The following is an 11,862-nucleotide window of genomic DNA, read 5'->3' as shown; positions in this document are numbered from 1 at the left end:
GCCGTGGGTACGACGTCGGTCAGCCGGAGACCATCCGCTCAGCCCTGGGCCAGCTCCGCCACCGGCTGCCATTTCTCCCACGTCGCCAGACGTTGCTCGTAGTCGGCCTTGGCGATGGCCAGCGGCGCCGTACCGAAGAAGCATCGCAGCGGCGGTTCATCGGCATCCACGAGCTCCAGCACGGCTGCGGCGGACGCTTGTGGGTCTCCCGGGGTGCCGACGCGCTCGCGGCGCTGCTCCTGTACCTGCTCGTGGTATGCGGCGTATGCCGGCAGCTGCTCGGACGTGCTCGACGAGGAGCCCGCCCAATCGGTGGCGAACCCACCGGGCTCGATCAGCGTGACCTTGATGCCGAAGGGTGCCACCTCCTGGGCCAGCGACTGGCTGATCCCTTCGAGCGCCCACTTCGACGCGTGGTAGATGCCGACCAGCGGGAACGCGCTGATCCCACCGATGGAAGAGACCTGCAGGATGTGGCCACTGCCCTGCTCGCGCAGGAACGGCAGTGCCGCCTGGGTGACCCACAGCGCCCCGAACAGGTTGGTCTCCAGCTGCGCCCGGGCCTCCGCCTCTGTGAGTTCCTCAACCATCCCGAAGTGGCCGTAGCCCGCATTGTTGACCACCACGTCGAGGCGCCCGAACCGCTCGTGCGCCTGCCGCACGGCGGCAAAGTCGGCGTCGCGGTCCGTGACATCGAGTTGCAGGGGCAGAAACCGTTCTCCGTAGGTCGCGCCGAGATCGTCCAACGTGGACAGATCGCGCGCCGTTGCGGCCACGGAGTCGCCGCGTTCCAGCGCCGCGATCGCCCACTCCCGCCCGAAGCCGCGTGAGGCACCGGTGATGAACCAGATCTTCTGCGTCATGGCGTGCTCCTCGTGAAACTCGTCGCCACTTCGTCGTGACGTCGCGGCGCTTCTGGCACCAGCGAACACCCTGGAGTGCACTCCAGGGCAACTCCAGCCCTCCCGGACGAGGCCCGCCCGACGCACCGGAATGCATCGCTCGGCATCCGAGGCGCCTAGCTCTGGACCGCGAGGTCTGGGCCACGAGGTGCAGCAGACTGACGAGGAATCGGGCGAAATCATACGAAATATCACGAAATCGCCATCCAGTGCGTACTCGCAGACGTATCTCTCATTGGGGGATGCATCCAGGAGGGAAACTTATGGCGATCTTCAGTCACCTCATGCCAGCGAAGGACCATGACCACAAGAAGGACACGACCTCAAGGCGCGACGACACGAGCGGCAAGCGCCGTCATCGTCGTCACCGTCGCCGTACCGGTGACCACCGTCACTGGTAACCGCACACGGCTGAGTGGGCCGGAGTCCGCGACTCCGGTCCGCTGAGCCCGCGATCTTCGAGGAACGCATGCCATGGCGCGTGTCCCGCGGCATGTTCTGCGGCGTCTGCTGTCGGTGGGGGAGGATCCCGATGCCGTCGTCGCTGCCGCACCACCGGTGCCTCTGCGCGGGGTCTTCCGGCGTTTCTGGCCCTATACGCGCGGTGGCCGGCGCTGGCTGGTTGTCATCCTCTGCTTCAGCCTGATCGGGCCCGTACTCGACGGGGCCGAGATCTGGATCTTCAAGATCGTGGTGGACGACGTGCTCGTCCCGCGAGATCTGAGCCCGTTCCTCTGGATCGCACTCGCCTACCTGGGGATCATCATTGCCTCCGGCGTGCTGGGCTTCGCCGACGACGTGACGTCCACCTGGGTCAGCGAGCGATTCCTGCTGGCTCTGCGGGCGGATGTGTTCCGGCATGTCCAGGGCCTCTCGCTCGGGTTCTTCGAACGACGGCGGCTGGGCGATGTGCTGTCGCGTCTCACGGGCGATGTCGACGCGGTCGAGACATTCCTCCTCTCGGGCGTGGCCAACGCCCTCTACTACGTGGTCGAGGTGGGCGTCTTCCTCGGCCTGCTGTTCTACCTGCAGTGGGATCTGACCCTCCTCGCGCTCGTGATCGTGCCGCTGTTCTGGGGCGCCGCCCGCCACTTCTCGCGGCTGATCAAGGACGCTTCACGGGAGCGCAGGCGCCGCAGTGGTTCGCTCAGCGCCATCGCCGAGGAGTCGCTCGGCAACGTCGCTCTGGTGCAGGCGTACAACCGGCAGGGCTGGGAGGAGCGCCGCTTCGAGCGCGAGAGCGTGGGCAAGTTCCGGGCGGCGATGACGTCGGCACGGATCCGCGCCGTCTACGGGCCGATCGTCGAGGTCATCGAGGTGACCGGCGCGTTGGCCGTCATGGCGCTGGGCACGTGGAAGCTGGCACAGGGCGGGCTGACGCTCGGCGGGTTGCTGGTCTTCCTCGCGCTCATCAGCAAGCTCTACGGTCCGATCCGCGATCTGTCCCGCCTCAGCACCACGTTCTACGCGGCGTCCGCCTCCGCCGAGCGGATCATCGAGTTGCTCGACCAGCGCCCCCAGGTGGTTGAAGCCGCCGGAGCCCGGCGGCTCGGGCGTGCCCGCGGAGATGTGGAGTTCGAGGGCGTCTCCTTCCGCTATCCGGGCACGTCCCGGTGGGCGCTCGCAGGCGTGTCGTTCCAAGCGGCGCCCGGCGAGACGCTCGCCCTGGTCGGGGCGAGCGGCGCCGGCAAGTCCACCGTCGCGAAGCTCCAACTGCGCTTCTACGACCCGGATGAGGGCGCAGTCCGCCTCGACGGAACCGACCTGAGGGACCTGCGGCTGTCCGAGGTGCGGGACAGTGTCGCGGTGGTGCTGCAGGAGACGCTGGTCTTCCACGGCACCGTGCGGGAGAACATCGCCTACGGCCGCCCGGAGGCGACACAGGCGGACATCGTCGCCGCGGCCCGCGCCGCCGACGCCCACGAGTTCATCCGGCTGCTTCCGGAGGGCTACGACACCGTGGTGGGCCAGCACGGACGGACGCTGTCCGGTGGGCAGCGCCAGCGCCTCGCGATCGCCCGCGCGATGATCAGGGACGCTCCCGTACTCCTGCTCGACGAACCGACCACCGGGCTGGACGCCCAGTCGGGTCGGCGGATCATGGAACCGCTGCGCCGTCTCATGGCCGGGCGGACCACCATCGTCATCTCGCACAACCTGCTCACCGTGCGCGACGCCACCCGCATCCTGGTACTCGACCACGGCCGGGTCGTCGAGCGTGGCACACACGAAGACCTGCTGGCGCGCGACGGAACCTACGCCCGGCTGCACCGCCTGAACGCTCCCAGCGCGTTCGCCGCCACTCCGCCCAAGGGGAAGGTGCGGTCATGAGCCGGGCCACCGCACCACCGCCTCCGCCCCTGGTACCGGGAACGAAACCCGCGCCGGGCTACGAGGTCCTGGCACACCTGGCGCGGACCGGCTGGCTCGACCTGTACGACGCCTGGAGCGAGGAACGGGACTGCCGGTGCGTTGTCAAGGTCGTGCGTCCCGACCGACGCCACGAGGAACGACTGTGCGAGAGGCTGCTGCGTGAGGGCCGCTGGCTTCAGTCCTTCACCCACCCGCACCTGGTCCGCGCGTACGAGACCTTCGCATCCCCCGAGCCCCTCGTCGTACTGGAAACCCTCACCGGCGAGACGCTGTCCCACCTCATCCACCGGTTGCGGCGCCGGCCGGCCGCCGAGGACGTGGCCCTCCTCGGCGTACATCTGTGTTCCGCGATGCACTACCTCCATGGTCAGGGCCTGCTGCACCTCGACCTCAAGCCGTCCAACGTCGTGGTCGACTGCGGGCACGCCAAGGTGCTCGACCTCAGCGTCGCGCGGCCGCCCGGCATCGCTCCAGCGGGCATCGGCACCTTCTGCTATCTCGCACCCGAGCAGGCGCGCGGCGGTCCGCTGACGGCCGCAACCGACGTATGGGGCATCGGCATCACGTTGTACGAGATCGCTGCCGGCGACCTGCCGTTCGACTGCGGTGAGACCGTGGACGAGACGGGGGCAGAGGCCGGCGACGAGGCGGGGGCAGAGACCGGTGACGACACGACCGGCCGGGACGACTGGTATCCGCAGCTCGAAGAACGTGCCCCGCCGATCGGGTCCCGCCGGCGCCTGCCGCGGGACCTCGCCATGGCCATCGACGGCTGCCTGCGGCCCGATCCGGCAGCCCGGCCCACCCTCGCAGAACTCGCCACCGCCTTCGACGCGGCTCTGCCGTGGCAGCGACGCCACGTGCCGCAAGCATGACGGTTGTGCAGGGGCGCGCCGGAGCCGGAACGTCACCGGTCCGACGGGGCACGGCCAGGACTATGTCGCCGCTTCGAAGTGCGCGGTGGCGAGGACGGTGCCGTCGGCCGAGGTCAGGCGAGCGCCGGAGAGCGTGGACGGCTCCACCGGCAACGGGACTTCCCAGGATCCGTAGCCGTCGTGCAGTGCGAAAGTGCCCACGCGCATGGTGGTGCCGTCCGTGCGCTCCAGCAGACAGGTGACCGCCCCGCTGTACTCGATCCCGGTGTCCTCGAGGTCAATGGACACGTAGACCCAGCTCGGCGATCCGGGATGGGCAAAGATCTTGCCCGCCGACTCCCCCTGGGGGCCGACTGTCGTCAGATCCGCGGCCATCACTTCCGCCCCGACCTCGGCGGGCCGTGGAGGGGCGGCCCAGTTCTCGATGGCCGTGCCGACGGTCCAGCCGCCGAACCCGGCGGCGAGCGCGAAGGCGGCGACGGCGGACGCGACCCGTAGCCGCACACGTCCGAGGAACCCCTTGCGCCTCCGACCTTGCCCGCGCGCGAGTCGGCCACTCTCAGGCGTCGCCGTGGCCTGGGCCAGCGACCGTGCCACCCGGGTTTCGAACCCGACCGGCGGCTCGCTGCCCGGCAACAGGCCGACCAGCCCGTCGCCGACGAGGGTGAGCTGCCCGACGTGCTCCCGGCAGTCCGCGCACCGGTCCAGATGCGCGACAGCCTCGGCCCGCTCTCGGCCCGGGAGAACGTCCAGAGCCAGCTCGGCACCGATCGCCAGCAGCTTTTCGCAGGTCACGTCCTTAGACATGGTCGCCTCGCTTCGGAGACGTGAGCGTGGTCCGCAGTTTCCCCATCGCTGTCCTGATCCGCGTCTTCGCCGTGCCCAGCGGGATCTTCTCCCAGTCGGCGATCTGCTGAGCCGTCATTCCGTAGATGCCGGCCATCACCAGGGCGCGCCCCTGTTCGCGCGGCAGTCGTGCCACGGCGGCCCGCAGCCTGGACGACGCCTCGTCCGCGAGCGCGAGCTTCTCGGGGGTCTCGGTCACGACACCGAGGAGCGCGTCGAGTTCCTCGGGGGCCAACGGCTCCGGCCGACGTGATCGGACGGCGTCGATGGCGAGGTTGTGCGCAATGGTCGTCAGCCAGGTCATCACCGAACCGCGGCGGGAGTCATAGATCTGCGCGTGCCGCCACGCGCGCTCGAACGTCTGCTGGGCGATGTCCTCAGCGAGCTGTGGATCGCCGATGACGGCGATGGCGACACCGAAGACCGCGTGCTGGAACCGCCGTACGAAAGCAACCGCGAGTTCTGGGTCGCCAGTGGCCAGTCCGGACAGCAGAGCCTCGTCCGGAAGGCGGCCTACGGGGAGCCTAAAACCCTGCATACCCACATATACGGACCATTCCGGCCAGAAGATTGCCTGGTGACGGCGGAAGATCACCCTTCCATTGTCCGGTCCATCACCCCAATCGGCATGTGGCGAGGGTGCTGGCGTCCATGCGCTCGGGCAGCGGCCGGGCCGCAGTGCGACAGCGCGGCAAGGTGCACGGCTTGTGGCGTCCAGGCAGTCATTGGGAGCGCAGGGCCGACATCCACGAAGCGTCTCTTCGGCTCGCCTGCTGCCTCCTCACACACCGCCAGGTGCTCTTTCTGGCCTGTCCGTCATCCGAAGCAGCCTGAGGGGCGACGGGGCCGCCGGGTTCCCGCCGGCTGATCACCATCCGGTCTTGACCCTGACGCCGCTGGAGCCTCGACGATCGCGTCGTACGAGACACAGTGATTCTGATCGGAGGCGTCAGTCATGCGCGGCAACGGCATCCACTACGACACCGGCACCTTTCCCAACGGCGATACCTCCCGCCCCGTCTTCGACCCCCACCTCGTCGAGCGGGACATGCGGGTCATCGCCGAGGACCTGCACTGCACCGCGATCCGCATCACGGGCGGCGACCCGGACCGGATCGAGACCGCGGCGCGGTATGCGGCGGCCGCCGGGCTGGAGGTGTGGTTCTCGCCGTTCCCCTGCGAGATGACGAACGAGCAGATGCTGCCGTACTTCGCCGATTGCGCCGAGCGGGCCGAACGACTGCGCCACGACGGCGCCGACGTCGTCCTCGTCACCGGCTGCGAACTGAGCCTGTTCGCCCGCGGATACCTGCCCGGCGACACCTTCAACACCCGTGTCCCGGTCCTGGCCGGGCCCGGCCGCGAAGCCGCACTCCTGGGCATCCCTGACAAGGTCAACGCGTTCCTCGGCAAGGTCGTCACCGCGGTGCGGCCGGTCTTCGGCGGTCCCGTCAGCTACGCCTCCTGCCCGCTGGACGGCGTGGACTGGAGCCCCTTCGATATCGTCGGCCTGGACGCCTTCCGGGGCCTGCGCAACGCCGCCACCTACCGCGACGACCTGCGCAAGGAGTTCGCTCACGGCAAGCCGGTCGCCGTCATGGAGGTCGGCTGTTGCACCTTCCGAGGGGCGGGCGACTACGGCGGCGCGGGCTGGCATGTGGCCATGGAGACGGACGGTGTCACTCCCAAGCCGGACCTGGTGCGCGACGAGGGCGAGCAAGTCCGCTACCTCGACGACCTCATGCCCATCTTCGAAGACGAAGGCGTCGACTCCGTCTTCTGGTTCAGCTTCGCCGGCTACGGCACCCCGCACCGCCTGTCCGGACCGGACCCGGACCTCGCCTCCTACGGCATCGTCAAGATCGTCGACGAGCAGAGCGGCTACCTCGCGGACGCGCGCACCTACCCCGACATGCCCTGGGAGCCAAAGGAAGCCTTCCACGCCCTCGCGAACCGCTACAAGGCCCTCAAGTAGCAACGAACCTCCGACTGGCACCCTCAGCAACCGCGGACGTTGGGAAGACATGCTCAGCGTCGCCGGGTCCATGCAGACTGGGAAGGTGGGGACGTACGACCTGCTCCGCATGATGACCAGCCGTGACCGGATGATCGGCCGGTGGGATGGGTTCGCGCACTACGGCCGTGTCTTCAAGACACTCCATCTGCGCCAGTTCATCGACTCCGAGGCGTACCGGCGGACGATCGGCGCGCGGTTGAACATCGGCGCGGGACGGCACGTTGGGATGAGTATGGAACCCCCACTCCCCGTCTCTCCGCCGCTGGAGCGGCTTGAAGTGCACAGTCGCAACCATGTGCTGGGCCTTGACGGGCTCCGCGGCTTGGCTGCACTGTACGTGCTCCTGTTTCACTGCTGGCTTCTCACCTTTCCAGGGTTTCCCGACAACTCGGGTCCCTCCTGGCTGGGCTGGCTGATGTACGGACGTCTCGCTGTTGTCTTCTTTCTGGTGCTGTCCGGTTTCTCCCTGGCTATCTCTCCAGCGCGTAACGGTTGGCAACTGGGCGGTGGTGTTCGTTTCCTGCGTCGGCGCGCCTGGCGAATCCTGCCTCCATACTGGGCGGCACTCGTGTTGAGCTTGATGGTTGCTTGGTTTGTGGTGCCTGCCTCGCATTTGGGACCGCCGAGCGACAAATCGATTCTGGTGTACGGTCTCGTAGTCCAAGACATATTTATGGCTCCAACGCCGAATGGAGCATTCTGGTCGATAGGCGTGGAGGCGGAGCTCTATCTCGTCTTTCCGTTCCTCCTTTTGATCCGGCGGCGGCTGGGGGCAGTAATCCTGGTTGCGGGTGTGACGTCCCTGGTGGTCGCACGCGGCTTGTTGGCGGCAAACGCATCCCCGGTAGAGGGCGTGAACTGGCTGACTCCGAATCTCGCCCCTGTATTTGTTGCCGGTCTGGTTGGCGCGGGCGTCATTGTTGCGTCGGAGAAGGTCCGGCGCCTGCCATGGCATTGGCTCGCGGCCCTGGCCGCTGTGCCCGTTCTCTCACTCGTCGCTATCAAGGGATCGGTTTGGACGGTAGATCATTATTTCTGGGTGGATCTTGCCGTCGTGCCCGCCATGACGATGCTCCTTGCGGCGGTTGCTACGGGCAGACCCGCCTTCCTCATGTGGCTCCTGGCTACGCGACCCATTCGCAGTCTCGGCAACTTTTCGTACAGTCTCTACCTCATTCATTTGCCGATTGTCATGATTGTCGGTCGAAAAATCGCCCCGCAGTACGTATCGCCCGGCCTGCCTGCATTCTGGTTCACGGTGATGCTGGGACTTCCCGCTTCGGTGCTGGGAGCACGACTATTCGCCAAGATCTTTGAGATGCCTTTCCAGCGAAACCGGTCGTGGAAGTCCTTGTTCTCGGCAGGACGTTCACGCTGGAAGGGTCTGGACGCCGCCCGTGCCCACGGTGTCCGAATCGGCCGCCCGCCGACCATGACCGAGGAGCAAGTGCGCCATGCCCGCGACCTGCTCGCCCGCCCGGAGAGCACCGTCACTTCGATCGCCGAGCTCCTCGGCGTCTCCCGCACCACCATCTACCACCACGTGCCCGAGCTGCAGGGTGGCCGTCTCGCACTCGCCGAGACGACCAACGCGGCCGAACTGCCCCGGCCTGCCAAGGCCAAGGACTGATCACCGCCTGGCGAGGCCAAGTACTTCGAGGGCCTGTGGGCAGGGCCCCGGCGCCAAAATCCCGGCGGTCAAACCCGCCTTCCCCCTAGAGTCGTGATCATGGAGATCAGGATGCTGGGGCGTACGGGTAGGCAGGTGGGGGTGATCGGGCTCGGGGCCTGGCAGCTCGGCGCGGGCTGGGGTCAGGTGGACGAGGCGGACGCCCTCGGCACGCTGCACGCGGCGCTCGAGTCGGGCGTGGACTTCATCGACACCGCCGACGAGTACGGGGACGGGCGGAGCGAGCAGATCATCGGCAAACTCCTGCGGTCGCTCGCGCGGTCGGGCACGCCGGAATTGACCGTGGCGACGAAGATGGGCCGGCGAATGGCCCAGGTGCCGGAGAACTACAACGCCGCCAACTTCCGTGCGTGGACCGACCGTTCGCGGCGCAACCTTGGGGTCGAGCGGCTCGACCTGGTGCAACTGCACTGCCCGCCGGACCCGGTGTACGCGAGCGACGAGGTGTTCGACGCCCTCGACGCGCTGGTCGAGGACGGGACCATCGGGGCGTACGGAGTCAGCGTCCGTACCTGCCGGCAGGCGCTGGCCGCCATCCGCCGCCCGAACCTCGCCACGATCCAACTCGTCCTGAACGCCTTCCGCACCAAGCCGTTGGAGGCGGTACTGCCCGCCGCGGCGGCGGCAGGGGTCGGCATCATCGCGCGCGTGCCGCTGGCCAGCGGGCTGCTTTCGGGGCTGTACACGGCCGCGACCGTCTTCGGCGCGGACGACCACCGCACCTACAACCGGCGCGGCGAGGCCTTCGACGTCGGCGAGACCTTCTCGGGCGTGGATTACGCGACCGGGCTCGAGGCGGTGGAGCGGCTGCGTCCTCTGGTGCCCGAGGGCGTGACGCTGGCTCAGTTCGCGCTGCGCTGGATCGTCGACCAGCAGGCGGTGAGCGTCGTCATCCCGGGCGCGCGCAACGCCGAGCAGGCACACGCGAACGCCGCCGCGGCCGCGCTGGCCCCGTTGGACCAGGTCACGCACAAGGCCGTGCAAGACGTCTACGACGAACTGATCCGTCCGCAGATCCACAACCAGTGGTGATCCGCGAAGCCTCACCACCCGGCCGCTCGAGCCGGAAGGGCCCCTGAAGCCAGCGGTGGCCATCAGCACCTGGAAAGGCACCTGCATGCATGACACAGCCGACTTCATAGCGGACATCTATGCCCTCGGCACCGGGCCGTGGACGATGACGCCCGTCACCCGTGGCGCACTGGGCCAGATCTGGAAGTTAGCGGGAAACGGATCCTCATGGGCAGTGAAGGAACTTCTCTTCGGCTGCGACAAGCAGCAGGTCCACCGAGAAGCCGCACTGCGGAACGCCACGGAGAAACTGGGGATCGTGTCGCCGCGATTCATCCCGAATCGCGACGGTGAATACGTCTCGCAACTTCCTCCCTCGTTGGGCGGCTCCTATGTAAAGCTGTACAACTGGGTCAACGGTACTGAGGCAGACGCCTCCGATCCGGAAATCCTGAGCTGGTTCGGCCGGACCCTGGCACTCCTCCACATGGCCGGAGCGGGCGCGACCGTAACACCGAACTCCTGGTACGAGGAGTGCCACCAGGACGCCGAGTGGACAGAGCTGCACAAGAAGATTCGCCAGGCCGGCCTGCCGTGGTCGGACGCGCTGGGCCGATTCGTCTCCACCTCGGCGGCAGAACTGACGCACCATGTGACCGCGTCGGACCCCGGTGATTTGGTGACGTCACATCTCGATCTGCAGCCCCAGAACGTTCTGGTCGGTGCGGGCGGGCCGGTTCTCCTCGACTGGGACAACGCCGGATCCACATCGGCGGAGCGTGAGCTCGCACGCGCCGTTTATGTATGGTCGGGCGGGAACCAGTTCGACGCGGATTCCGCTCGGCGATTGGCGCGCGCGTATGTGGATGCGGGAGGCCGCGCGGCCATCAAAAGCCTGGATTCGTTCTCCATGCTTTTCGCAACAGCCTTGAACTATCTTTACGTGCAGGCCGAGTGCGCGATCGATCCGACGGTGACCGCCGCGCAGCGGGAGTTCGCGAGCGGCCAAGTCGTCGCCTCCTTGCGGAACGTGCCGGACCTGGCCGCGGCCTCCCGATTGCTCAAGGCCCTTGAGGCCGAGTGGTGACCGGTCAGTCATCGAGGTCGTCGCAGACCACTCCGAAGACCTCAACCACACACGGTTGCGATCCACTCCAGACCCCGGCATATGACGGCTTCAACCGAACCATGACATGACCGCCAGGACAGGCCTGCCAGCGTTCTTCGTCGCCCGGGCGCACGGGGTGTGGCATCATCCAGCCGGTGACTCGCCGGACGCCCGGCGGTGCGGGGGCGACAACGGGCCAGGCAGCCGGGACGGCTCACCGGGTGGCGCCGAGCAACAGCGTTCACGAACACGGCACGGCGGGGTCGACGTCGTGATCTCCAACGCGGTCGCCCTCCTCGAAGGCGTCGGCGGCCGCTCGCGCTGGTGCGCGCCCTGCGGGCCGGCAGTCTGGACCTCGCCCTCCTGGCCTCGGCGCCACCGTTCGGCCCGCCGGACGCCGAGTCGCCCGGCTGGCGCTGCGGACGCTCACCGAACGTGCACTGTGTCTCGCGGTGCCCGCCACCCGCCCCCTCGCCCGCGGGGACTTCGTCGACGTGGCCGACCTGCGTGGGCAGCGCTGGATCGCGGCTTCCTCCTCCGGCGAAGACCGGTTGATGGGGGTGTGGCCCGGCCTGGACGAGCGGCCCGAGATCGCCCACACCGCCCGCGACTGGCTGGCCAAGCTCCACCTCGTCGCCACCGGCTGCGGGCTGACCACCGTGCCCGCCACACTCGCCCCCGCCGCGCCACCGGGTGTACGGATCCTGCCGGTGCGTGGCGGGCCCCAAGAACAACGGCGCCTGTTCCTGGCCCGCCTTCCCCACCCACCGACCGAACCGGTCATCCGCGTGGCAGCCGCCCTCCGTGCCGCGGCCCTCGACGCCGACACACCGGCCCGACCCTCGCCGACGCACACGATGTGCGGGCCCATTGCCGTCGGCTCGTCGTCGAAGGACAACGTTCGCGCAGCCTCTGGCTCCTCACAGATGGATCATCCGCAGGTGGGGCGGTTGGAGTTGCGCTACGAACGACTCCTGCTCGCCAGTGCCGACGGACCACTCCTCGTCGTACACCACGCCGATCCGGCAGTCCATCCGCGC

The 11,862-nt window shown here is 68.1% G+C and carries 9 protein-coding genes and 1 pseudogene; 7 read left to right on the top strand and 3 right to left on the bottom strand.

Annotation, left to right across the window (positions count from 1 at the left end):
• Positions 1-38 precede the first annotated feature (38 nt).
• Complete coding sequence (locus ACFY0T_RS37595; protein WP_388881359.1) at positions 39-863, bottom strand: SDR family oxidoreductase; 825 nt, start codon at positions 861-863, stop codon at positions 39-41.
• Positions 864-1,376: 513 nt separating this feature from the next.
• Here ACFY0T_RS37595 and ACFY0T_RS37590 point away from each other — a divergent pair.
• Positions 1,377-3,233 (top strand): ABC transporter ATP-binding protein, encoded by a 1,857-nt coding sequence (locus ACFY0T_RS37590; RefSeq protein WP_388881356.1) that lies wholly within the window; start codon positions 1,377-1,379, stop codon positions 3,231-3,233.
• Positions 3,230-4,150, top strand: coding sequence for a serine/threonine-protein kinase (locus tag ACFY0T_RS37585; RefSeq protein WP_388881353.1), 921 nt, complete (start codon positions 3,230-3,232; stop codon positions 4,148-4,150). The genes ACFY0T_RS37590 and ACFY0T_RS37585 overlap by 4 nt, the downstream gene beginning before the upstream one ends.
• Before the next feature lie 60 nt (positions 4,151-4,210).
• Here ACFY0T_RS37585 and ACFY0T_RS37580 read toward each other — a convergent pair whose 3' ends face one another.
• Together ACFY0T_RS37580 and ACFY0T_RS37575 are read right to left on the bottom strand one after the other, a co-directional pair.
• On the bottom strand, positions 4,211-4,957 hold the full coding sequence (locus ACFY0T_RS37580; RefSeq protein ID WP_388881351.1) for a hypothetical protein: 747 nt from the start codon (positions 4,955-4,957) through the stop codon (positions 4,211-4,213).
• Complete coding sequence (locus ACFY0T_RS37575) at positions 4,950-5,534, bottom strand: RNA polymerase sigma factor (protein ID WP_388881348.1); 585 nt, start codon at positions 5,532-5,534, stop codon at positions 4,950-4,952. The genes ACFY0T_RS37580 and ACFY0T_RS37575 overlap by 8 nt, the downstream gene beginning before the upstream one ends.
• A gap of 417 nt (positions 5,535-5,951) precedes the next feature.
• Between ACFY0T_RS37575 and ACFY0T_RS37570 the strand changes: the two genes are divergently transcribed.
• The 5 genes and pseudogenes from ACFY0T_RS37570 to ACFY0T_RS37550 form a co-directional block, all read left to right on the top strand.
• Positions 5,952-6,971, top strand: coding sequence for a hypothetical protein (locus ACFY0T_RS37570; protein WP_388881345.1), 1,020 nt, complete (start codon positions 5,952-5,954; stop codon positions 6,969-6,971).
• A gap of 49 nt (positions 6,972-7,020) precedes the next feature.
• Positions 7,021-8,643, top strand: coding sequence for an acyltransferase family protein (locus tag ACFY0T_RS37565; protein ID WP_388881342.1), 1,623 nt, complete (start codon positions 7,021-7,023; stop codon positions 8,641-8,643).
• A 99-nt stretch (positions 8,644-8,742) separates the two neighbouring features.
• The gene (locus ACFY0T_RS37560; RefSeq protein WP_388881339.1) at positions 8,743-9,735 is read left to right on the top strand and encodes an aldo/keto reductase; all 993 of its coding nucleotides are present in this window, start codon (positions 8,743-8,745) and stop codon (positions 9,733-9,735) included.
• Between the two features lie 85 nt (positions 9,736-9,820).
• Entirely contained in the window at positions 9,821-10,801 is a 981-nt protein-coding gene (locus tag ACFY0T_RS37555) for a phosphotransferase enzyme family protein (RefSeq protein WP_388881691.1), read from the top strand.
• Positions 10,802-11,140: 339 nt separating this feature from the next.
• Positions 11,141-11,664 (top strand): annotated as a pseudogene (locus ACFY0T_RS37550) (LysR substrate-binding domain-containing protein); the annotation flags it as partial.
• Positions 11,665-11,862: the final 198 nt, after the last annotated feature.

The organism is Streptomyces sp. NPDC001530 (assembly GCF_042894545.1).
Taxonomy (GTDB): domain Bacteria; phylum Actinomycetota; class Actinomycetes; order Streptomycetales; family Streptomycetaceae; genus Streptomyces.
Note: the sequence above shows the minus strand (reverse complement) of the source record. Positions and strands in the feature narration are given on the sequence as shown.